A 24,696-nucleotide genomic window follows, 5' to 3' on the forward strand; every position below is an offset into this window, starting at 1 on the left:
GCGGCCTTACCCAATTTAAGGCAAAGCCGCTGATGTAATTGCGTTATAATACCAGTCTCATCTTATTCTGACGATAGGTTAACCTGCTCAATCTTATTTGCTTCAATCTCTTCATCAGTGAAATAGATATCCCGAAGTGTAGGCTGTGTAGAATAAAGCTGGGTCTGGTCTAAGAAATGGTCACTGCCAAACTTACGAGACTGTGAGTAAGTTAATATACCTCGACCCCTTGGCCCTTCATCAGTGAAGTTGATAACCATTGCCCAACTTGTGCCATAGTTAATGTGATAGCCCTCAGCTTCAGCACTCATCGCCGTATTACTGTTAATTGTTTCGTAGCTATGTCTTGGTAACTGTGTACCATTACTGTTGCTTCTTACATCAAATACGTTAAAGCCACCTTCAATATTATGAGCACCCGCCCACGGTAGTTTAACACCTGAGGCAGAGCCGTCTGGCAAGCTACGCTCGACAAATTGCACTTCACCGAGTGGGGCATCAAATGCTACCCCAGCCTGTTCGATGACCTGCGTAGCTCGCGCCAATTGCTCTAAAGTAGTATCATTTTTTACTAAACCCGATGGCGTAGTCACGGGGGCATCAAGAGAAAACGGTACTTCCCACTGCGGAGCTTGGTTAAACTGAAAGGCAAATTCTCTGAAAACATGTGCACCAGTACTCGTAAGGTTCATTGTACCGTCCCAGTCCTCTAAGGCTGCACAGGCTTGTGATACATCAACACTTACTCCGTCTACGTTTACTGGCGTATCACCTTGCTCGGCGCATAGTTCAAGCAAAGATGGCAATATATTCTCAGCTAGATAGCTTCGGTTATTAAGTAATAGCCCTTCAACTTCCTCGGGTGTGAAAGTACCATCACTCCCAGCCTCATTTTCAATAAACTGCTGCCCCATACGTGAGCGCAATGACTGTTGATTCTCCACATTACCAAATAGCGGATTACTGACAACAATGGGTGAGTTTAGGTTAGTTAACCAGTAGCTATTGTTTGAATTTTGTATGGAGTCAGAGCCCTCGTACTTTGGTGCTTCTTCATAAGGAACTGGGCCTTCGAAGTCGAACTGAGAAATATTTCCCGGTAATACGGTAAAACCAGCGGCGGCTTTCGTTTGAATAAGTAGCGGGTTCGTTGTTAATTGTTCAATAGCCGTTTCAGTTAAATTCGGTACCGTAGAGTCGTCGATATAAAATACTTGGCCGTCAGCCGACGCAGCCATGGTGTTATTAAAAATAACCCCGTCATAGTCTTTGAACGCCTGCTTAAACTCAACCATTGATGTGGCCATATTCATAGCCAGCCAATGATCAACAATATCAAAGTTAGGCAGGTTAGCGTCTTTAATAGCAAACGCATTGTTAGCATTCCAATCAAAATTACCTGGAACTTCAATCATTGGACCGTAGTTCGTGTAATAGGCAGTCTTATTCAGTTTAATGGTTTGCCCGCCACCTACTGCAACGTCAATTTGAAGGTTTTTTTCATAGATAGTGCGTTTGCTTCCATCAACTAAATGGGTAAGGCCTGATGAATCATCTTCATCAAGGGTTAGCTGATACACAACAAAATGCTCAGCAGTGGAGAATGTGTGGGTCCAGGCTACGTTTTCATTGAAACCAATGTTTACTGCACCTGGTAAACCCGTAAGCGAGCTACCGGTTACGTTTAGATGGCCAGGAACTTGAGCGTGGAAGTTCCAAAAACGCAAGTTTCCGGTGTGAGGAAAATGGGGGTTACCTAATACCATTCCCTTCCCATTTGTCGTTTTATCGCTTCCTAACCCCCACCCGTTAGACCCCATTTCCTGAGGATTTCTATCTGGCAACCCTACTGTCGGCGATATTCTTATTGAAGAGGCAACTTCACTTGATGACTCGGCTGGAGTTGGTAAATAGCTCTCACCTTGTGGCGCAGCAACAAACATTGGGCCTAAAAAGTTAGCAGCGCCGGGTAAAAGCGCCACGCCTAAGGAGTATGTTAAAAGGTCAACGCTATCAATTTCTGTTACCCAAGGCTGTCCTGCACAGCTTTGATCTTGCTCTTCTAAAGGTGTTTCATTTAAGTATCTGTTATACCCTGCCGTATAACCCTTAAACATTGCGCGAGAATTTGTAGACAGACGTGGTAAATTCTCTTCAGCGAGATCCCTAATACCAAGTGTTAAAAAGCCAAAGTCGTTGATAAGGTGCTCAGAGTCGCCGCTACCAGGCACTTGGTCTGGGCCGAAAAACTTGGCACGCTCTGAGTTGTATTTAACAATCTGGTCAGCCAGTACGCAAAGGTTGTCTCTTGCAAATGCGTACCCCACCCCATAGGCCATGCTCTCAAGGTTATCAGCTTTTACATGCGGAACACCGTAGGTCGTCCATGTTATGTCAGCCGACAAAGTACCGTCCGGTGCAAAAGCAGGAATAGGTGAAGGCGCTGGTTCAGGTGTAGTGGCCGTGGGTGGCGCTGGTTGCTCTATATTTGAAAAATCGTTGTCGTTATCGCCACATGCGGTTAATAGCCCGGCAAGTGTAAACGCAATAAGCGTTCGTTTAGTATTAAATGAGCCTTGATTGGTCATCGCAAATATTCCCTAATGATGAATGAAATAGTCCGTTTTTTCGTAAGTTATGTTTATTCAACACGTTGACTTCTATTGTCAATAAGACTGATCGGACCTTTAATTTACACTACATTAACATACAACTACATACAAATAACATTTAAGTCGTAAAGACGAAAAAGCCGGCATTGAAGCCGGCTTTAACTCATTAAAATGTAAGCAGGTGTAAAACTGCTTTGTCTAACAAACTATAGGTGTCTAGTTCGCAACAACACTCTCATCTGAAATTGGAAGCGCTAGTGCGTCAGACGCAATATACCCTGCTACTTCTTTTTGCATTTCTGTGGTTACCGCTGCGCTTGCTGCAGGGCTCAAGCTAGAAGCATGTGCACCGCTATTAAACAGAACAACACCGCTAATTGGGTCTGTACCTGGACCTTGAGTAGTAGTGACTTGCTCTAAACCGATTGTCGCTGCTAGTGGAAGTTGACCTGACAGAGGCAATGCTGTTGAAACTGGAATAACCTGATCAGGTAGGTTTTCTTCGCTACCATCACCTACAACCGTCATCATGTGAACAGGTGTATTACTTCCTAACGTTTGTGCATAGTTAGTTGGGTCACCCGCATCCATTACTGTTTGCGCAGCGAATGCGAATTCTGCAAATACTGCATTTACTTCAGCAGCTTGCTCTGCAGTTAGATTATCTTCAAAAATAGTAACCGCCGCGCTAAGCTGCTCTTCAGTGACATCAGTTGTTTCATACAGTTGGTTTAGCAATGCAACAAAGTCTTCTGACGCCTGTGAAAGCAACAAGCCTTTAATTAGAGGTCCGAATGATGGAGACTCTAATAAGAATTGCGCTACGCCACCTCCTGGAGATTCAAGGGAAGCTTGTCTAACAGCGAACATGCCATCAAGTGCTGCTAAATCGCCACCCATTGATGTGTTTGCAACCGCAGCAAAATTACCACCAGTCATTGCACCTAGCGACACACCCATAACAGACACACGTGACATATCAAATTTGACATTTTGTGCAGCGGTTGTATCTACAACAGCATTAAGCCCTAAACGCAGGCCTAGCAAGTCAGATACACTTTGACGCAAGTTATCACGGGCAGTGGGTAGGCTTGCAAGGTTCATATAGTGCGTAGCGCTAACGCTTGTAGCGTTTAAGTCATCAGTACCGTCACCATCAAGGTCGAAGCCTCGGCTCCCGTGTAAAGGCTGATCAATAGCCACTGAAGCAATACCTGCTAGAGATAAAGTACCGGTAATCGCAAGCATGTCCTCTTTTTTACTGGTGATACCGTGGGCCAAAATAACTACTGGCCAACCAGCTTCAGGCATGCTAATTGGGAAGCCTAGAGCGCCCGCAATTGCAGGATCTGGAATAGTTACCTGCACGTCTAACGTTTCAGTACCCATATTTCCGCCCGTTGGCTGTGGATACGGGTTAAACTTGGTAATGTTTCTCGCGCTGTCTAGCATTTCGCCGTTTATACGAACATCAGCAAGACCAAGGGAATTACACATTTCGGCATTCGGACCTGGCTGAGCATCAGCTAGTAACTCTTGCGGTGCGCCAGCTAACACAATGCCGCTGTCGCACGCTGCTTTCCAAAAATCATTTACCGGCGCCAATGGGTTTTCAGCACTTGGTACACCTAAGAAATAAGGCAAAGCGATGTTACCTTCATAACGTTGCGCTGCGCAGAATGGACCTGCTTGCGCTAGAATGCCTGTTGATACGCCAACAGCAAATTCGTTCAACGCCCCCCACTGAGCAGATAGTTGACCTGACACAGTACCAGCAAGGCCTGCACAAGTTTCGAGTAGACTGAAGTCAGTTGCATCAATAGCCGCTTGAACATTATCAGGCAGACCTTGTTTACCAAGTTCAACCGCGCCCGCTACTACAGTTTCGTTAACTAGACCAAGTGCTTCCATCGCGTTTGGCGCTGCAGACACATCGCTGACGGTAATAGCTGGAAGTGCAGCAGCTGCTGACGGGTCGCCCCCGGCGGCAAGTTGTGCAAAACCGCTTATCATTACCTTTTTAATAGTATCAAGAGAGTTGGCGGTAGACTGAGTGGTAAAGGCAGAGACATAAGTAATGTCTTCACGGTCATAACCGGCGCCTATTACAGGATTAACTAATGAATTAACTAACCCCTGTATTTGAAGCTGTGCATCACTGGATAAAGGGTTAGTGTTGATATCTTGTCTTACTAAGTCCCACGTAGTTGAGCCCTGTACTGATTTGCCAGACGAATCTTTTAAATCTGTGGTCATAACCAGCATATAACCCTGAGCAGGTTTCAGTGGCTTTAAAGGAACAAAAGTTATGGTGTTACTATCGGCTAGGCTAAGTACGTAATCGACGCCAAAGGTAAGTTGATCACCAAGCTTACATCCTGCAGAGGGCGTAGTTACTTGCGCACATTCCGGGTCACTTTGATCAAGCCCTAATGTTGCCTCAAATAATAAGACGCCAGATGCTAGCGAGCTTTCGTCAAGCGATGCGCCGACAGGCGTATCTACGTTAATAACAAACGGGTGTTGAGTTGACCAACCGTCTAACACGTTAAGAGCATTCTGCGGGTCAGCAAAATCTGTAGGGTCATCGACCGGTATATTCAGTGTGTAATCAAAGAAACCATCGTCGCCCGGAAGCATTAGAAGGTCGTTAGGAATGTTTAGGTTCCCGTTAGCTGGGTCGAAAACAATTCGTGAAAATGGTGTTTGAACTTCTGTTTCGGCTTGAATGTCGGAAAGGGTTTCATCGGAGCCACCACAGCCTGCTAGACCCAGCGCAAGGGCCACACTGGAACTTAATACGAGTTTTCTCATCTCTACTCCCTACAAGCATTGTTGTTATTCTGTGTCTAAAACCTAACTTTATTAAAAGTAGCTTGGTCTACCCTGTCTTTACAGGTGTAGTTGATAGTTTTAAACATGTTAGACCAGTTGTATCTTCCTCAATCTTATTGACTTTGTTGCAACTTTGCAAAGTTTTGTTAACTACTTTTGTTAACTTTTTTTACGTTTGAAGAATTTTTCATTCATTGTTTTACTTGTACGCTAGGCTGGGTATCATCTGCAGTTATATTCTTAGCTGGGTATTAACGCCCCACGCAACGCGATACAAATTAATCTTTTAAAGGAAGACGATGAACGATTACAACGCACCAGCGAATTTATTACGCGATAAAGTTATTCTTATCACCGGGGCTGGCGATGGGATTGGTGCACAAGCTGCAAAGACTTATGCCGAGCATGGCGCTATTTGTATTTTATTAGGTCGTACCGTATCTAAACTTGAGGCCGTGTACGACGATATAATCGCAGCCGGCGGTCAGGAACCTGCCATTGTTCCTTTAGATATAAAAGGTGCAACACCCTCTCATTATCAACAGATGACGCAGACCATTATTGACCAATTTGGTCGATTAGATGGTGTCCTTCACAATGCCGGCATTTTAGGTCACCTAAGTGCATTTAAAGATATTGATGCACAAGAGTGGCAAGACGTAATGCAAGTAAACCTAAATGGTATGGTTTATATGACGCAGGCGCTTATCCCGGCATTAGAAAAAGCCGAAAACGCATCAGTTATTTTCACTACATCGAGTGTAGGAAGAAAAGGTCGCGCATTTTGGGGAACATACGCTGTATCGAAGTTCGCTACAGAAGGTGTAATGCAAACCCTCGCTGATGAATACCAGAACAAGTCGCTGCGTTTCAACTGTATTAATCCAGGCGGTACCCGCACTCATATGCGTGCACAAGCTTTTCCTGCAGAAAACCCAGAAACATTAAAAACACCAGAAGATATTATGCCTATGTATCTTTACCTAATGGGTGATGAAAGTAAGGAAGTAAATGGTCAGTCTCTAGATTGCCAGCCAAAGTAGTCAATTAATTTTCATGCTTCTTTAAACAAAAACCGCCTAAGTTTGCACTTAAGCGGTTTTTTCATTTAAGCATATAGCGCGTAATCAATAGTTAAATTACTCGCCCATTTTTGCCCATGTGTCTCTTAGACCTACTGTACGGTTGAAAACTGGCTTGTCGTCTGTGCTGTCTTTGTCTACACAGAAGTAACCAGTGCGTTCAAACTGCCAGGCGCCAACTTCAGGGACATTGTTAACCAACCCTGCTTCTACCCAGCCCTGTTTGATTTCCAAAGAGTCAGGATTAATAGCATCGGTAAAGTTTTCCTCTGCCGCCGGATTAGGCACATTAAACAAACGGTCATACAGTCTAAATTCTGCTGCCTGTGCTGTAGCTGCGTCTACCCAGTGAATAACGCCTTTCACCTTACGCCCATCAGCGGGATCTTTACCCAATGTTTCTGGGTCGTAAGTACAGTAAACAGTAGTTACATTGCCGTCTTCGTCTTTTTCAACGCGATTAGCTTTAACGACATAGGCGTTACGTAGACGTACTTCTTTATCTAGTACTAAACGTTTGAACTTTTTGTTTGCCGATTCGCGGAAGTCTTCTGCTTCAATATACACTTCGCGGCTAAAGCTGATGCTACGTGTACCCATGGTTTCATCATTAGGATGATTTGGTGCAGTCAGCGTTTCTGTCTGCCCTTCATCGTAATTTTCAATAACAAGCTTAATTGGGTCTAACACTGCCATCGCACGCGGTGCGTTAGCATTTAAGTCGTCGCGAATACAGGCTTCCAACATAGACATTTCAACCATATTGTCCATCTTGGTCACGCCAATTCGCTTACAGAACTCAACCACAGAGCCCGGTGTATAACCACGACGGCGTAAGCCCGCTATAGTAGGCATACGGGGGTCATCCCACCCGCTCACATGGTTTTCATCGACTAATTGAATAAGACGGCGTTTGCTTAATACCGTGTACTCAAGATTAAGACGTGAAAACTCATACTGACGAGGCGTACAGTCAATTGAGATATTTTCGATAACCCAATCGTAAAGACGACGATTGTCTTGGAATTCTAAGGTACATAATGAATGCGTGATCCCCTCAATAGCATCCGAGATGCAGTGAGTAAAATCGTACATTGGATACACACACCATTTATCACCGGTTTGGTGATGGTGTGCATGTTTGACTCGGTAAATTACCGGATCGCGCATACACATGAATGGCGACGCCATGTCGATTTTGGCGCGCAAACTACACTCACCTTCCTTGTAGTCGCCTGCCGTCATCTTGGCAAACTCGCGAAGGTTAGTTTCAACGTCGGTGTCGCGATAAGGGCTGTTTTGACCAGGTTCTTTAAGCGTACCACGCATCTCGCGCATCACTTCTTGCGCAGAAAAATCTACGTAAGCTAAACCTTTTTCGATAAGCTCAACCGCATATGCATGAAGTTGGTCAAAATAATTCGATGAATAACGCGCTTCGCCATCCCAGGTAAATCCAAGCCATTGAACGTCTTCTTTTATAGAATTAACGAACGTAATGTCTTCTTTTGCTGGGTTAGTATCGTCAAAGCGCAAATTGCACGAACCTGTGTAATCTTGTGCAATACCAAAATTCAAGCAAATAGACTTGGCATGACCAATATGTAAAAAGCCGTTCGGCTCTGGTGGAAACCGAGTTTTAATAGCGTCATGTAGACCACTAGCCAGGTCTTTATCAATAATCTGACGGATAAAATTGGTCGGACGGTGTTCAGTCTCGGCCATTCGCTTGTTCCCCTTATGCACGTAATATTTCAAAATCTCGCTGAGTATAACACTCTCGCAATTACTTCAACCATGTTTTATTCAAAGAAGCCTAACAAGTGATTGATTTAAGAGCGATCCACATATAAAGCGCACTATAAAAACCACGCTAGCACCTGTTGAAACATAACTGAGGAGTAAAGCTTCATTAATTTCCACTAGCATTAGCAAAAAGCGCGCGATATGTGAAAAATATGGTAATCTAATCTGGCGACAACATTGTCGTAGCAGCAAAACATGGTGTTTATGAAAGAAAAAGCAACCTCTTTTGATATTGCCCACTTGGCAGGGGTTTCTCAATCAACCGTTTCGCGAGCGCTCAACAACAGCCCGCTGGTTAACCAAGAAACTCGAGACCGCGTTCAGCGCATCGCCCGGGAACTTAATTACAAGGTAGATAAGAATGCCAGTAATTTAAGAAAACAAAAGAGCAGCACAATTGCCCTACTCTTGTTTGAAGATCCAACATCTGACGACTCGATGATCAACCCTTTCTTTTTAGCGATGCTCGGTAGTATTACTCGCGCTTGTGCGCAAGCAAACTACGATCTCCTCGTATCATTTCAGAACTTAGAAGACGACTGGCACGCGGAGTACGAAGATTCAAACAAGGCTGACGGTATTATATTGTTAGGCTACGGTGACTACACTGACTATCAGAACAAAGTTGCTCAGCTTGAATCGCAAGGTACGCATTTTGTTCGCTGGGGGGCACCTGATGAAGCTCATCCGGGGGTCAGTATCGGCTGTGATAACTATCAAGGTGGACAAAGCATTACTTCTCACCTCATCGGACTGGGTAAAACATCGTTTGCCTTTATTGGCGACAATGGCGAGCACGCACCGGAATTTAAAGCGCGCTTCGAGGGGTATTTTAAAACATTACAATCTCATGGCTTAGCGCAATCAAGTGTCCAGCGTAACGCCATTTCTACCGAGGATGCAGGCTCTGAAGCGGTCAAGTCATTGCTGCAATCTAGCGAACTACCTGAAGCTATTGTCTGTGCCTCAGACCTTATTGCTATGGGTGTTTTGCGCGCACTGCGCCAAGCGAAAGTGAATGTTCCGGACGATGTTGCTGTGGTAGGTTACGACAATATTGCCGTATCTGCTTACACCACGCCTTCGCTCACCACGGTACAGCAAAACACAAAGCTTGCTGGTGAACTATTGGTAAATACCCTATTGAAAGCAATAAACAATGAAGAGGTGGAGGATTACTTAATGCCCGCAGACATCATTGTACGCCAATCTTGTGGCAGCGAATAAACGGCGTTAACTTGTGCCTTTTTGAATAGCTATTACTTCCATAAAAAAGCCCCAAACGTTTAACGCTCGGGGCTTTTTTTGACTCTCAATTTATTGCGTTCGTTGTTTTTTTACTGGCGAGCAAGTTGATGTGCAATTTGAGTGAGTAACGCAGGGTTACTAGGCTTGCCTTCTCGAACCCATACTTGAACGCCATTAGCCTTAACGGTAGCGCTTAACGCAGCGCCGTCCTCTACGTTTTGGGTTTGCCCAGACAATTGTTCTACCCAATTGCCCGACTGCATTAGTTTACTCACCTCAAACGTTTGGGCATTCTCCCCCTTGTTTAGCAACACCAGCGCTGTCTGCTGCGCATCTTTGGTATCGATAACGCGGTAGAATGCCGCGCGATGGCCGCTAAGTTCCAGATTTACCTGCACACCGCGTTGCAAGGCAACAGTGTTTTTACGCACGTTGGCGATTCTTGTTAGCGCCTGTTGAATAGGATGGCTCTTAGCCTTATCGATACGTTGCTGGCCAAGGTAGTTACGATTACCAGCATGCTCAGCCGTACCGCGCATGAAACCGATTTCTGAGCCCATATAAACAACCGGTATACCTCGAACAGTAAAGAGCCAGTTGTGTGCATTAATAAACCCTTCATCTGTTGCATTAATGCGCGCCATATCATGGTTGTCATAGAAGGTGGTTAATTCATAGGGGTTATTGTAAGGGCCGTGAGTGAGATATAGTACCTTTTCTAAGTCTGCAAAATCACTTTCTAGCGGCTTTTCAAACACGCTTACCATGGCTTTTTGCATAGGAAAGTCTAGAACGCTAACACCACCATTTTTAGGTAACGTATGCTGCGCAATATTGTTAGCTTCGTAGTCGAACGATTCACCAAACATAAAGAAGTCTGGGTTTTGTTTGCGAATACGGTCAGACGCTTCACGCCAAAATGAATGCGGCACATGCCTTATGGTATCTATTCTAAATGCATCAGCGCCTTGCGATATCCAATAAAGGTAACTGTTAATTAAATAATCCCGAACTTCTGGGTTCTCATCATCTAGGTTTGAAAGCTTTACTAAGTCTGGATAATTATGGAAAAAGCTATGTAGCGGATTGTTTTCAGGATCTAACTCTTCAGGCGCTAGGTTTTGATGGTCAGCAACTAAGTTTCCACCTTTATCGTAAAGCTCACCATAACCTGGTAAATCTTCTTTCATGGTAAAGCTTGGGGTGCCATGATTTGCAACGATATCAAACACTGATTTAAGACCGTGCTGACGCATCCGTGCGGTATAGTCACTTACGCTCAAATCGTCGCTAATTAAATGCTCATCCGCTTTATAAAAGTTAGTTGCCCAGTAACCATGATAGCCAGTTTTCCCGCCGTCTTTAAATGCACCGCCGTACGTAATAGGCTCGTCGCCGTTAAACGCATAGTCGGGGTTATCATGTACAGGTGTCATCCATACCGCGGTGAAACCCATATCTTTGATGTAATCCGCGTTATTTAAGATGCCTTGTAAATCACCGCCCATATAACCCACATAGGCTTTTTTGCCGTCGGGCCCTTCAAGCGGCAACTGCCAAGTGGGATGTTCACCACCCTGATCTTCGTGGTTATTCTTGGGGTCACCGTCGACAAAGCGATCTGTTACTACAAAGTACACCGCTTCTCTAGCAAAGGGCGTGCTGGTACCCACAATAGCCTGTGAAGTATGCATCTCTTTTTTGTCTGAAGACGATGTAGCCGTGCTGGTGCAAGCCGAACAAAGCAAACCAGCTATCGTTAATGCAATTGCTGAACGTTTAAATAGCATATTAAGCTCCCTGCTCCGCTTCAAGTTCTTGTTTATCTGACTCTTTAACAAAGAAGACCGACACAGCACCAATTAGCATAGAAACACCTGCAACCACAATAATGTACTTGGCATCGTTATCGAATACACTGCTTAAGATCCATCCAGCAGTTAGGCCTGAAACAATTTGCGGTGCTGCCACGGTGAAGTTGAATATACCCATGTAAACCCCGGTCTTATTCGCTGGTAATGCGCCGGCTAACATAGCGTAAGGCATAGCTAAAATAGCCGCCCACGCAATACCCACGCCTATCATTGGAATAAGAAGTTTTACCGCACCAAGTGGCACTGTCACTTCAGTAATGAGCAGGTTTACGTTCACCATAGTAAGGTCTTGAAATAGCAAGAAGCTTACATAGCTCAAGCCACCAAGCGCTAAAGACGAAGCGTACACTGTTTTACGACCAAATTTATCAGCCAGCTTTGCTAAGAAAATAGAAAAGATTGCAGCGAACACAGAATACGCCGCGAAAAGTATGCCTACCCAGTCACCAGCAGCACCTTTTGCCATAACAATAGTCTCTGGCACCATAGGGGCCGCAGCGATATAAGCGGGGTCAAACCATTGCTTGTCAACATTCCAAATATGTTGAGTAATAGCTGGCGTGGTGTAAACCCACATAATAAAAAGCGCAAACCAAGAGAAGAATTGAACAACTGCCAGTTGTTTCATAGTGGTAGGCATGTCTTTTACCAGAGCAAAAAACTCACCTAAACGTTGGCTAAGCGGTGCTTTAGCATTACTTTCATTTAAAGCGGCTTCATCGGTAAGGCCCTTGTAGCGATTATATTCTTGTGGCGCATACTCTTTAGTGCGTATAACGGTCCAAATAACCGTACCTAGCAGTACAGTCGCGCCGATGTAGAATGCCCACATTACCGAAGGCGCAACCTCCCCCATTTGAGCGGTATTTTCCAGTCCCACCACATTGGTTAGAACGAATGGCAATATAGAACCAATTACCGCACCGATATTAATAAGAAGCGACTGAATTGAATAACCTATGTTGCGTTGTGACGCTGGTACCATATCGGATACCAGTGAGCGGAACGGCTGGAAACACACATTGAACGATGCATCCATCAGTGCAACCATTAAGGCCCCCATAAGCATAGGTGCTAAGAAGGCAACGAAGATCGGCGCATTGGGTAATAAGATCATGCCTACCACTGCAGCAAGCGCACCGGCAAGTATAAACGGCCGACGGCGACCTAATCGATTCCAGGTTCTATCCGATGCAGAGCCAACAATAGGCTGTACTATCAAGCCCATAATGGGCGCTACAAGCCAAAATAGCGATAGTGAATGAAGGTCTGCACCTAGGTCCGATAGTATCCGACTGACGTTTGCGTTTTGCAGTGCAAAACCAAATTGAACACCCAGAAAGCCAAAGCTGACATTCCATATTTGCCAAAAAGAAAGGCGTGGTTGAGTTGCTTGCATATTTTGCTCTATTTATTGTTTTACTTTAATTAATACGGTTATTGCACAGTGAAAACATTAGCTGACATAGCAGGAAGGCTTATGGTTTCAGAGGCGTTAAATGTTTGGCCGTCACTCACGCGAGTTATTGATACATCCGTACCCAACACCTCTGCGTACTTTGCTAAAGGCAAATCTACCGGTTTTTTATTAAGGATAACCATAAGCTTCTGTGCTGTATCCTCGGCTACTCGAAAATATGTGTAAACCCCGTCTACAGGCGCATAATGTTTAAGCTCACCTTTAAATAATTGAGGATGAGTTTGGCGCAGCGCTAATAAGGTTTTTATACGCTCCTGCGCCCACAGCTCGTCACCAGAAAGGCCCTTACCGCTAAACGCATTTTTTTCGCTATCCGATGGCCACCCGCCAGGAAAGTCAGAGCGAATAATACCATGGTCTTCTGTCCCTTCATTGCCCATCAAAATCTCAGTACCGTAGAATACTTGTGGTATACCGCGCGTTGTTAAAAACAGCGTCATTGCCATATTCCATTTAGCTTTGTCGTTGTTTAACTGGGTGAATATTCTGCTCATATCGTGATTATCCGGAAAGATAACCAGATTATTCGGGTCACCATACAAGAAATCAGTAGCTAACGTTTCGTAAACTGTAATAAACCCAGAATTCCAGCTTTCACCGCTATTAAGCGCTTCAACAACGGCAGTTTGAAGAGGGAAATCCATCACAGAAGGCAACGCGCTATCATAATCATCGTGTCGCTGACTGCCTGCTTGCCAATAGGCTGTGATAGCAGGGTTTACCGACCACTCTTCCCCGACGATATTGAAGTTAGGGTATTCCTTCATAATACGGTTGGTCCACTGACTTAAAAACCCTTTATCAGGATATGAATAAGTGTCTACTCGTATGCCACTCAGATTTGCGGTTTCTACCCACCAAATTGCATTTTGAATTAAGTAATTTGCTAAATGTGGGTTGCGCTGGTTGAGATCTGGCATTGTTGGTACAAACCAACCGTCGCTAAACCCTTTGATATCGCTTGCTATGGCGTGAGGGTCGTGAAGCGATTCACGCTTGTGGGTAGTACCCACAAACTGTCCGTTATTGTTTATCCAATCAGAAGACGGTTTATCGTCCATCCATACATGCTCACTACCAATATGATTAAGCACCATATCCATAATAACGCCGATGCCGTTTTCGTTTGCTTTGTTACTTAGTTCAATAAACGTCTCATTAGAGCCAAAGCGCGGGTCAATGTTGTAGTAATCGGTGGTAGAATAGCCATGGTAGCTGTACTTTTCCATTGCGTTTTCAAGCATGGGCATCGTCCATATTTGGGTGAAGCCCATCTCTTTTATATAATCGAGGTTATTAGCAATGCCCTTGATATCACCACCGTGGCGCCCACCTTTAACAGTCCTATCGACCTTATCCTGATAGCCATCAATGTTGTCATTTTCCAAACTGCCATTGGCAAACCGGTCGGGAGCAATTAGGTATATGGCATCTTCTGGCCCAAAGCCTTCTCTTGCTGACGAACCTTTGGCACGTTTTTCCAATGAATAGTGAATGTCCCGTGAACTACCGTCCTCGTCTTTTAACGATAACACCAATTCTTGCGGACTCGCATCGGCAATATCTAGCGTTACAAAAAGATAGTTTTCACTATCAAGTGCTCTGCTTTGTTTTATTTGCACGCGTCCTTCGGACACGGAAACCTTATCATCAGCAACGTCTTTGCCAAAAATCATCAGTTCTACTTCAGTATGTTGCATGCCTGCCCACCAGTTAGGTGGATAAACGTCTAGGTTACTTTCTTGTGAAGAAAAAGCAGAAAATGCTGGAAATAAAGTAGCAAGGCTAACAACAAGTGAGAGCGAGACACTACGTGATGAGAAAATAGCATTAGTTACGCGGTTGCGATTAAACATATAGACACCGAGGTTAAAAATACGTTAAGTGCAAAATATTACCGAGATACTACATTGCATAGCCTGACTGACCAATGCTCTGCATACGTATTCACGAGGCACCAAGTCAATACACAGGGTGTCTCGTTTAAATAAAATCTCTAGCATTAGATTTCGTTTATAGCTTTACACACTATCTAGAAGGCAAATACTTTCGTCTCTAGTCCATCTAGTGATAACGAGGCTCTGTAGTTAACATCACCTTTTTCTAAGATAATGCCGTCATGAGAAAGAAGTGGCTCAAGGCTAATAGTTTTGTTATTTGCACTTAATACGCTTGCTGGTACTGTAAATTCTATTTCCCCTACTGGTGCATCACTAAAATTTGCGATAACCAAGAAACCATGATCATCTTGTACACGAGCAAATGTAAATTGCTGCTCTGAATACGCTGAATTTTCGACGCCGAGATTGAGCGCATGGAGGCTTTGGTAATTACCAATAGTGGCCGGGTTAGTAGCGGCGATAGACATCACGCGTTTGTAAAACTTATGCAGTTCTTTTTCTTCCTTTGTAGATTGACCACCATCAAATTTTCCATTATTCATAAACCGCTGATGAGCAGGAACGCCAACGTAATCGAAAATAGACGTACGCGTTGGGTCGCCAAAGCCTGTCTCTTCGCTGCCGTCTTCGCCCACATCTTGGCCAAAATAAAGCAGCGTTGGAGAACTGCTTATAAGCGTACTCACGGCAAGTGCGGGCTTACCTTTTTCAGCGCTACTTGCGAAATCAGGGCTAGCAATACGCTGCTCATCATGGTTCTCTAAAAAGTGCAGCATGTGCGGTGCAATATCGCTAACTTCTTTGTGAACAGCGACCAGGTCACTAACCTTGCTCTTTCCTTGCATAATTGCTTTTAGCGTATCGTAAAAGCCTACCTTGTCGTATAAATAGTCCATCTTGCCTTTATGAAGGTAATCGCGATATTTGTCAGGCTGATAAACTTCTGCCAGCAAGAATGCATCAGGTGCTTTTTGCTTAATGCTGCTGTTGAGAAAAGACCAGAACTCTACTGGTACCATTTCGGCCATATCAAAACGGAATCCATCGACCCCTTTGTCAACCCAATAATGGGCAATGTCTCTGAATTTGTACCACGAGTCGGGAAGATCTTTCTCTTGCCAAAACGCGGCGTGCTCTGCGATAGATTTTCGACTGTATTCGTCTGGTAGCAAGGGAAAATCATAGGTGCCGTCTGGCTTCACACCATAATTAACCTTTACTGTTTCATACCAGTCGTTAATATCTGGCTGCGCTGCCCTTGCACCGTTCCCTGTCCACTTTGCAGGAAACTCATCGAACTTACCGTCTGACAATGGGTGGGGCTCGCCACCTAGCACTTGGTAATTATCAGCAGAAGGCACTTTAAATGCTTCGCCAACGACATAATAGAAGTTGTTATCGCGGGCATACTCTACAGACGTATCGTCTGTTGCACCAAAATCACTTACCCCTTCAGGGGCAGAAAGCGAATGATAATCGCGGGCCACGTGGTTAGGAACAATATCGATAATGACTTTCATACCCGCAGCATGAGTTCTTTCAATCAGGGCTTCGAACTCTTCTAGGCGCTTTGCTGGGTTATCAGCTAGGTCAGGATTAACATTGTAATAATCTTTTACAGCGTATGGGGAACCAGCTCGGCCTTTCACTACATCGGGGTCGTCATTTGATATACCGAAGTCAGTATAGTCATTGATTACTGCATGATGTGGCACACCGGTATACCAAATGTGACTGGTGCCTAAAGCCTTGATGGCTTCAAGAGCTTTAGGGGTAAAGTCGCTGAATTTGCCTACGCCATTTTGCTCGATCGTACCCCAAGGCTGATTAGTAGAATTAGTATTTCCAAATAGTCGAGTGAATACCTGATAGACCACTGGTTTACCTTGTCTTTCACTGTTATCCGTATGCGTTAACATATCACTTTGTTGATTTGATGCTGAAGACTTACTTCCTTTGCCCTCGTGTGTTTGATTATTTGCTGATGGCGACGGACCAGTGCACGCCATCAAACTCAATGAAAGCATAGCAACAGATAGAGGCTTAAGGGAAAAACCCGACTTTTTATTAAACATAGTTTTCGTGACAAAAATGTAAATGATGCCAACAGGATACGCGTTAAATGTATGTTAAAAAACATGCATACGTATTCAGAAATGAAAAAGCCGCCCTAGAGGACGGCTTTTAAAAATGGCTTTACAACAATGTCTAAGCCGCTTGTGCCACACGCAATGGTTTCTGTATGGGAGGAGCGGTATGTGTCGGAACAGTTTCAACAGCGTGTAACGCATTATCAAGCTTACTGTGGATCTTCTTGTGAAAACTTTTTAGCGGCTTAGCTAAGTCTTCTAATAATACGTTCGTAGATAGCCTATAGGGAACACGCTTACCGTTAAACTCTACGGCATCTCCTACTGGATTGAAATGAATACCAAATGCTTTCATTCTTCTTGCTAATTTGGGCTCCATCAAAACGTATGCATGCTTAATATTTAAGTGTTGGCAGATACTGGTTGCCATTAAATACAGCGCAATAGAAAGATAAGGAAAGTGCTCTACGTTAAATGGTGTACTCTTCTTTTGTTTTATCTTTTTAAGCTTATCGGCAGGCAGGATTTTCGAACGCATTTGGCGAACTCTGAACTCTCTTGGAATTGCCAATCTTGATATCTCACAAATGCTCGTAGGGTCGCAACTAGAGGGAAGCAATGAACCGTCATCAAAAGCATCTGCGCACTTTTCTTCTAAAGGCAGCGATAACCCTGCTTCGGTCGGCAAGACCAAACGAATGGTACCTGCGCATTCGCCTGTTGGTCGGTGTTTTATGTAGCAGTTGATGGCGCGATCGTCGTATTTATCTTTTTCAATGGCTGCCGCGTTTTTTTGCTCAAACTTCATTTCCTCGCAATAAACTTTATGACGGGTTTTATAGCTCACTTGTTTTTCATTTTCTTCGTTAGCTATAACGAGTTCATAACGGCTAAAAAAGAAGCTGGTGATAGTTTCTTCAAGTGACAATCGGCGTGGAAATGCTTTAAGCAGTTGTCGAGGTAACTGGTTCAACTTGTTAGTTACAGCACTATTTAGCGCACGAGCAGCGCTCATTGTTGTTGTTTTCAACGCAAAAGTCCCCTAATTTATCTTAATTATTAGGCTTGTGGGTAACTTCCTGTTCGCAGCAGTAGCCTTTGGTATATTGTTTTAAATTAATATTTAAAACGCTATTTTATCTTTGTTTTATTATTGGTATCTCGGCTTTGTCTGATAAGCGCATCCCCACTTACAAAATCAGACTTTGATAGGCGGTCATACAGTAAAACATTCGCTGTTGCTGCCAAATTCATACACGAATACGTGGGTACATAAACAACGTGGTCGCACCACGAGAGAGTGTCTTCGCCTACACTTCCATCTTCAGGGCCTAGAATATAAAAGGCATTTTCTGGGTGTTCGAACGTTGGTAAAGGCTCAGCGCCTTCAACAAGTTCAACCGCAACTACGGACGCCCCCTCTGGTACAACATCCCGTAAATTATCAACGCCAACCGTTGGAATAACCTTATGAAACGCTTTCGTATCTGCATTAAAGTCTTTAGCGAAACGATAACGCTGCCCGGTATAAAACACGCTAGCGACACCGTAGCATCCTGCAGCACGTAAAATAGATGCTACATTGACTGGATTTTTTGGGTTAACTAGCCCAATCGAAATTTTTTGATTTGCTATTTGCACTTTTTATTAGCTTTTTATTATTTGAGTTTGATACTGCCACGACTTAAAGCAAGCTGCTACGCGTAACCACAAAAAATAACCATAAGTATTAGAATAAATACATAAAACCTACAGCGACGTCATCGTGACCGATACGTTGTTGCAGGTAATCATTTGTTGGTTAACGCCTTAGCATAACCCTATAAGTCAGGCCATTTAATGCGCTAGATGTCATTTTCTCGTCTACAACTTTACGCTTTTCTTATATTGGCAAGCGTTTCACGTGTCATTAATTAACGTATTAAAGAAAATAACTAATCTTGTTCAGGTTACAGCAAATTGCAGACCAATAGTGTGAAAATTTTGCAAGTTCGGTGCAAAGTTTACATCATTAATAACATGTAAAAGATAAACACGCTTTTTATCAACTAGTTATGATTAAAAAATAGGGTCAGGTGCGCTTGGCTTGTTGTAGGAGCTAATAGTTGTTTTGCCAGATCAATTGTCTGATTGGGGCCAAGAACTAATAAGAAGAGAAGGTAATAGATAAACTATAGACGATAAGCCCGATAGAGTGTTGCCATTTTGAAACACGATAACCTCCTGTAAATATTGACTTTCTTTACGAACAAAAAAAAGCTTGGATGATATCCAAGCTCTTAATGATAACTGTTGCTAAATTCATACAGGACTTTCGTATAATTGCTGCGGACTCTCTAGGCTATTTGGTAATTTAAACCATCGGCATTTGAATTAAGATTTTTAAGATGACGTCGGGCCATACGCCTACCCTGCCCATAACCTCTCAATAACTTTTTCTTATCCATAGTAAGTCGTTTAACGCAGAAAGCTTCATCCGGTGCTATTACTCGAATGATGCAGTCGCTCGGTGGTTGTTTAAGAAAATCGAGGGTTTCATTATAAATGGTCGCGCGCTTAAGCATTTTTTCTAGAATTGCGGGTTGGTTTCCATACATCTTTTGCATCAACCAGGTTGATTTTACTTCAGGCTTAGTAAATCCAAGTGGTTGAGAAAGTATTACGGTAATGTCCCTTGCCCCCATGTTATAAGCTTTAATTGCAGGTATTGCATCTGCAACTCCGCCATCCAGGTAGCGCGTACCGTTAATGATTATTTCATCTCGATATGCGGTAGGTAGCGCACAAGATGCTACCATCAATTCGTCTACATTAGTTTCTGTGGCCTGAATATATTCACATTCACCTGATTCAGCATTCGTAATACCCACGTACAAGGGCATACTGCTCTTTTCACCTGGAGAGGGAATGTTCATTGATTGCTTTGAATGATGCCATAACCAATGCACATCTGTCATATGACCACCTTTTATGAATCGAAGCGGACTGAAGAACTCTCGCTTCGTTGCATATTGGGTGATAATAGTTTTACTCAAACCTTGCATTTTGGAAACGTAAGTCGACAAATTTGTCGCCCCAGCGGACACCCCTAGCGTAAAATCAAAGGGGTAATAGTCTTGCTCCATGAATTTATCTAGTACGCCAGCCGCAAATATTCCGCGCATAGCGCCACCTTCTACAACTAATGCACTTTTCATCTGTTCTCTCCCTGTAGATACATTCATAACCTTCTGGTAGGACCACTTCCGGTAACAATTATCCTACAGGAGAAACAAGAGGTATGCCAAGAAGAAAAAAACCGCGAACAAGGTCGCGGCTTTTAAATTGATAACACTTAGACGTTAACTAAATTTTCTGATGAGCTTTTATTTCATCGTTACAGTCAACATGGGTGCATTACCATCGGGCCCGGCAACCTTAAATTCATACAGGCCAGATTCAGCGATTTCAATCATCAAATTGTTATTGCTCGCTCCCAAAATTTTAGGCTCACTTGGCGTGACGATATTACTCGCTGCATCGTTAGGATTACCAAGGTTTACCGTTGACCAATCTTCAGAGGCAACTTTAAACTCGATGCTACCTGCACTTAACTCGATGTCGGCTGCGTAAACACCCTCTCCTTGATATTCAAACATATCTGCTACACCCCAACCGTTCATACCACCGCGAATATAAACTTGGGTGTCTCCCCAAAATGCTTCTTTAAATACACCAATGGTAGGGGCATCTAAGTCAGTCACGTTGAACACAAACACATAGCGATCAGCAGTTTCAATGTTTAGAACAAGGTTATCGTTAGTTGCAGCCAAACCAAGGGTTTGACCTGGCGCTAAGTTACGATCGGCATCGTCGGCAGACAACGCACCAAAGTTCACTGTACTCCAGTCTTCGGACGCCACTTTAAACTCGTACGTGCCAGGCTCAATATCTCGAGCAAAGGTATAGATACGACCACCTTGGTAAGAAAACTCATCGTCTGTACCCCACCCGTTCATTGCACCACGAAGGTACACAGGCGTTCCAACGTAGGGTTCTTCGTTTTCAACCATTAATATAGGCGCTTCGCTGTCTGATGCATCGATGGTAAACAGGTATGTTGCACTGATATCAGGTGTAAACGACAGGTTAGTATTAGTCCGAGCAAGTACTTTCTCCTCTTTTGCTATTACCATCCCATCTTCACCATCTGCAGCACCAAAGTTCACCGTGCTCCAATCCTCAGAGGCAAACTTAAAGCCATAAGTTACACCGCCTTCAAGCGCAGCAGTGGCCGTATATACACCGTCACCTTGATAAGTAAATGCATCATCCGTTGACCAACCGTTCATGTCTCCACGAAGGTAAGTAAGGGTATCGCCGTAGGGCACAACGTCAGGCGCGCCAGATGTTGCATACGCTGATAGACCGTACCCTTGAGCACCAGACTGAGGCTTAACAAACACAGCAATAGTCAGTGCAGGTACAGTAAAGGTTCCGTTACCGTCTTCACCCTCAACAAAAGTTGCACCACGTACTGCGGCATCAACTGAGTTCATTTGTGTTGCGTGAAGTGAAAAGCCGGTTGCTGTATTTACAGTGATAGATTTCTCTTCGTAACCCGTGTTAACCAGAACCATCACCGCATCGTTCATCATATCTAGGTCTTGACGAGATACTTCGCTGTTATCTGATACACCATCGTCAATACTCATTGCGATAAGACCACGCTGTTGGCGTGAACCAATATTGTGGAACCCAATACGATCGATAATATCTTCCGCCGAGGTTAATCTAAACAAAGGACTGGTCATTCTAATGTTTAGCAACTCCGCAAATACGTCTGATGCAAACATAATGTCCGCCATAGAAGCTGCACGGTTAGGGTTGTAAATAAATTCACCCATTTCTTCCCAACGGGCTTCATTGTCTTGTGCTAACGGTAAGCCTACATTCCAGTTATTAGTCTCGTATGTGAAATCTACATAGTTAAACCAGTCACCCGAGTCGTAGGTGTTACGATCCATTGATTTAGAGCGAAGCAATTCGCCGCCCATCTGTAGAAATGGAATCCCCTGAGACACTAGGTTAATGCCCATAGCCACATTTTGTGCGCGCACTCTCTGCGCTAACGTGATGTCTTGTGGAAGCGTGTAATTTAATTGGTCCCACAAGGTTTCATTATCGTGTTTAGACACATAGTTAATGATGTCTGCGGGGTCTTCTGCATAGCCGCCCAAGTTACTCGTCGCACCAGCACTGCCTGAAGAGGTTTCCAATACATAGTCTTTAAGCGTACCAATCATGCCCATTTTCACACGGTCTTGTGCACTTAACAGCCCATCATCTTCTGGTCGAAATATAGCGCCCTGACGAATAGCTTCACGAATGCGATCGTTATAAGTACCAATTTCAGTACCGGCCATATTGAGCTGGCTGGCTTGCTCGTAACCGCGGTCTATTTTGGTCCAACCCTCGCCATAAAAGTAGTTGTCTTCATCAATAGCTTTAACAGCATCACGAAGGCGTACCATGGTGTCTTTGGTTGCCTGACTCATGATGTCAAAACGGAAAGAGTCGTACTTGTAGTGTTCAGCCCACATAAGCAAGGAGTCTTCCATGAATTTTTCCATCATCACATTACGTGGTTCTGTGTCATCACAGCACGTTTCGCGGACAATCGCCCCACTATCTACCTCATAACGGTGGTAATACCCTGGTACAGCTTTATCTAGAACAGACTTACTGAAAACACCAGATGCGTTGGTATGGTTATAAACCACATCGAGTGCAACACGAAGCCCCATTTCATGAAGCGCTTGGATCATAGCGCGCATTTCTACAATACGTTCAACACCTTCAGCACTTGATGCATAGCTACCTTCAGGCGCATTAAAGTGATGAGGGTCGTACCCCCAATTGAACGTATCTAGATTGCGTAAGTCATTGGTCAACTGCTGAGCTTTACCCGCTTGTGATAACGGGTCGTAAGCGTTGTAAACATCAATTAATAATGTGTCCGCGCTTTCTTCTTCACATACCGCAGCACTGCTATTTAAGCGACAAAGTTTGCCCACTGTATCGTACAAATCAACAGTGTTAGTTGGGTCTTCATCAATAGTTGCGATGTCATTCGCTGGAAGGATATGAAAATAGGTTAGCCCTGCCTCTACCAACTTTTTAAGGTGCTCAACCGGTGCCGTTCCCTCTTCGGTAAAGGCAAGGTATTTCCCACGATTTTCTTCAGAAGTAGACATATCGCGTACGCTGAAATCACGTATGTGACCTTCGTAAATAACCGCGTCTTCATAATTTTCTACCGTAGGAATGGTGTGAGTATCCCACCCCTCAGGTTTTAAATCTTCATCGGCAAGGTTTACAAAGCGTGAGAAACGACCGTTTGTGCTAAGCGACACAGAATATGGGTCTGTTACAAGCAGGGTTTCTACGTTACCTGTAACAGGGTGATATACCGTAACCTCATAGCGATAAAGCTGACGGTCTAGCGACATATCGCTTTCATAGCGCCATACGCCTGATGCGTCATCACGTACCATGTCTATACGCTGACTTAACGTTTTATCATCGTTATAAAGCAAAAGGTCGACATTCGAAGCGGTAGGCGCCCACAGCGCAGCGGTAATACCTTGGTCTGTATAAACCCCGCCAAGTTGTGCCTCGTCGGCATCATCTTCACCCATGGTGTAAAGTGCATCAATTGCGTTTGCCAGTTGAATACCGGTTGCTGCTACAAGGGCACCGTCTGCATCATATCCTCCAACGACCGCTTGTGTCGTCAGTACAGTTTTCGCATCTTCAACCGACCAGTCTCCTTCCCACGCCTGCATCGAAGATAAATGCGGTGCGCGAGCAGATTGCTCTTCGGTAAGTGTTGTACTCATTAGCGCTACTTCATTACCATTGATACCCTCTTCTAGGGTGCTCTGTAAATCTGCCTGAGCTGAATAGTGAAGTTTCACTTCTGATACAGTTTCGGGAACATCCCATAAAATGGTGTTTGCATCTAACCAATGGGCACCAAAGCCTTCTATATCAACCGGCTGTGGCCCAAGCGACATGATCGGGAATTCAAAAATCGTTGGTTCGCCCGAAAGAGTAAAGTTCATTCGCACAAAAGTTTCATCGTCTTGTACTAATGAACCTTGGAAGTCACCGCCCCCTAATTCTTTGCCTGCATCATCAGTACCTTTGTGAATGATGAAGTTATGACAGCTGCCGTAACCTTCTTTAAGATCTAATATCCAATAGGCCCCATAGTTCGGATCGATACCGCTATGAATTCGACCGTTCGCCCAATCCGTGTCTGCGTCAGCATAGGCATCACATTCGTCATTGTTCCAAGTATGTAGTCGCCATCCTTCATAAGCAGCGTCGTTACTAGAATTATCCGCGTCAACCGCAGCGCGATTGTAATATAGTACCGCTTGATTAGATGACGGGGTAAATACAGGCGCAGGTAGACTCGGATCGGCCCCAGCTTCACACGCGTCGTTTGCTTCGTTAGGTACTAACGGCGCGTCACATTGAATAGGAGGCGGCGGCTCGCAGGCCGTTCCTGCTGCATTAGGTACATTGGGCACTTCACAAGTAAGCAAATCGTTTGTGCCTGACTCTACGCCAGAACCGCCGCAACCCGTAAGTGTATAAGCGCCTACTAAAAGTAACGCTGTCCGCACTACTTTCTTTTTAGTAAACATAAAATTCTCCTGAATATTTTCGCTATTTTTGGCAACTAAACGTTTTTGTGCGTCGCCAAATAAATTACCTA

At 44.2% G+C, this 24,696-nt stretch carries 13 protein-coding genes; 2 read left to right on the forward strand and 11 right to left on the reverse strand.

The genetic code is table 11. The features are described 5' to 3' along the window. Positions 1-62 precede the first annotated feature (62 nt). Positions 63-2,588 carry an acylase gene (locus ACYTPF_RS00205; protein ID WP_461850775.1) on the reverse strand — a complete coding sequence of 842 codons (2,526 nt, stop codon included), beginning with the start codon at positions 2,586-2,588 and terminating at the stop codon, positions 63-65. Positions 2,589-2,828: 240 nt separating this feature from the next. Continuing rightward, entirely contained in the window at positions 2,829-5,426 is a 2,598-nt protein-coding gene (locus ACYTPF_RS00210) for a VolA/Pla-1 family phospholipase (protein WP_461850776.1), read from the reverse strand. A 320-nt stretch (positions 5,427-5,746) separates the two neighbouring features. Between ACYTPF_RS00210 and ACYTPF_RS00215 the strand changes: the two genes are divergently transcribed. Next, positions 5,747-6,490, forward strand: a complete 744-nt coding sequence (locus ACYTPF_RS00215; protein WP_179983409.1) for a YciK family oxidoreductase — start codon at positions 5,747-5,749, stop codon at positions 6,488-6,490. 96 nt (positions 6,491-6,586) lie between these two features. On the opposite strand, the gene glnS is transcribed toward ACYTPF_RS00215, so the two are convergent. Next, complete coding sequence (gene glnS / locus ACYTPF_RS00220) at positions 6,587-8,254, reverse strand: glutamine--tRNA ligase (protein ID WP_461850777.1); 1,668 nt, start codon at positions 8,252-8,254, stop codon at positions 6,587-6,589. A gap of 285 nt (positions 8,255-8,539) precedes the next feature. On the opposite strand from glnS, the gene ACYTPF_RS00225 reads away from it, so the two are divergent. Further along, positions 8,540-9,562, forward strand: a complete 1,023-nt coding sequence (locus ACYTPF_RS00225) for a LacI family DNA-binding transcriptional regulator (RefSeq protein WP_461850778.1) — start codon at positions 8,540-8,542, stop codon at positions 9,560-9,562. A 110-nt stretch (positions 9,563-9,672) separates the two neighbouring features. On the opposite strand, the gene ACYTPF_RS00230 is transcribed toward ACYTPF_RS00225, so the two are convergent. The 8 genes from ACYTPF_RS00230 to ACYTPF_RS00265 form a co-directional block, all read right to left on the reverse strand. After that, positions 9,673-11,373, reverse strand: a complete 1,701-nt coding sequence (locus ACYTPF_RS00230; protein WP_461850779.1) for an alpha-amylase family glycosyl hydrolase — start codon at positions 11,371-11,373, stop codon at positions 9,673-9,675. Between the two features lies 1 nt (position 11,374). After that, complete coding sequence (locus tag ACYTPF_RS00235) at positions 11,375-12,856, reverse strand: MFS transporter (protein ID WP_461850780.1); 1,482 nt, start codon at positions 12,854-12,856, stop codon at positions 11,375-11,377. 38 nt (positions 12,857-12,894) lie between these two features. Next, positions 12,895-14,793 (reverse strand): glycoside hydrolase family 13 protein, encoded by a 1,899-nt coding sequence (locus ACYTPF_RS00240; RefSeq protein WP_461850781.1) that lies wholly within the window; start codon positions 14,791-14,793, stop codon positions 12,895-12,897. Positions 14,794-14,969: 176 nt separating this feature from the next. Continuing rightward, positions 14,970-16,913, reverse strand: coding sequence for an alpha-amylase family protein (locus ACYTPF_RS00245; protein WP_461850782.1), 1,944 nt, complete (start codon positions 16,911-16,913; stop codon positions 14,970-14,972). A 133-nt stretch (positions 16,914-17,046) separates the two neighbouring features. After that, positions 17,047-17,958, reverse strand: coding sequence for a PEP-CTERM/exosortase system-associated acyltransferase (locus tag ACYTPF_RS00250; RefSeq protein WP_461850783.1), 912 nt, complete (start codon positions 17,956-17,958; stop codon positions 17,047-17,049). Positions 17,959-18,059: 101 nt separating this feature from the next. Beyond that, entirely contained in the window at positions 18,060-18,569 is a 510-nt protein-coding gene (locus ACYTPF_RS00255) for an RNA methyltransferase (RefSeq protein ID WP_179983403.1), read from the reverse strand. 695 nt (positions 18,570-19,264) lie between these two features. After that, complete coding sequence (locus tag ACYTPF_RS00260) at positions 19,265-20,125, reverse strand: patatin-like phospholipase family protein (RefSeq protein ID WP_461850784.1); 861 nt, start codon at positions 20,123-20,125, stop codon at positions 19,265-19,267. A 168-nt stretch (positions 20,126-20,293) separates the two neighbouring features. Continuing rightward, a complete protein-coding gene (locus ACYTPF_RS00265; RefSeq protein WP_461851517.1) occupies positions 20,294-24,625 on the reverse strand; it encodes an alpha-1,6-glucosidase domain-containing protein in 4,332 nt (1,443 codons plus the stop codon). Between the last annotated feature and the right edge of the window lie 71 nt (positions 24,626-24,696).

This window comes from Alteromonas sp. HB246098, assembly GCF_054890645.1.

Excerpts from the sequence above, each read along its gene's own strand:
- ACYTPF_RS00215 (WP_179983409.1), top strand. The coding sequence starts at position 5,747 with ATGAACGATTACAACGCACCAGCGAATTTATTACGCGATAAAGTTATT.
- ACYTPF_RS00265 (WP_461851517.1), bottom strand. The coding sequence starts at position 24,625 with ATGTTTACTAAAAAGAAAGTAGTGCGGACAGCGTTACTTTTAGTAGGC.
- ACYTPF_RS00210 (WP_461850776.1), bottom strand. The coding sequence starts at position 5,426 with ATGAGAAAACTCGTATTAAGTTCCAGTGTGGCCCTTGCGCTGGGTCTA.
- ACYTPF_RS00205 (WP_461850775.1), bottom strand. The coding sequence starts at position 2,588 with ATGACCAATCAAGGCTCATTTAATACTAAACGAACGCTTATTGCGTTT.
- ACYTPF_RS00240 (WP_461850781.1), bottom strand. The coding sequence starts at position 14,793 with ATGTTTAATCGCAACCGCGTAACTAATGCTATTTTCTCATCACGTAGT.
- glnS (WP_461850777.1), bottom strand. The coding sequence starts at position 8,254 with ATGGCCGAGACTGAACACCGTCCGACCAATTTTATCCGTCAGATTATT.
- ACYTPF_RS00230 (WP_461850779.1), bottom strand. The coding sequence starts at position 11,373 with ATGCTATTTAAACGTTCAGCAATTGCATTAACGATAGCTGGTTTGCTT.
- ACYTPF_RS00235 (WP_461850780.1), bottom strand. The coding sequence starts at position 12,856 with ATGCAAGCAACTCAACCACGCCTTTCTTTTTGGCAAATATGGAATGTC.
- ACYTPF_RS00245 (WP_461850782.1), bottom strand. The coding sequence starts at position 16,913 with ATGTTTAATAAAAAGTCGGGTTTTTCCCTTAAGCCTCTATCTGTTGCT.
- ACYTPF_RS00225 (WP_461850778.1), top strand. The coding sequence starts at position 8,540 with ATGAAAGAAAAAGCAACCTCTTTTGATATTGCCCACTTGGCAGGGGTT.
- ACYTPF_RS00260 (WP_461850784.1), bottom strand. The coding sequence starts at position 20,125 with ATGAAAAGTGCATTAGTTGTAGAAGGTGGCGCTATGCGCGGAATATTT.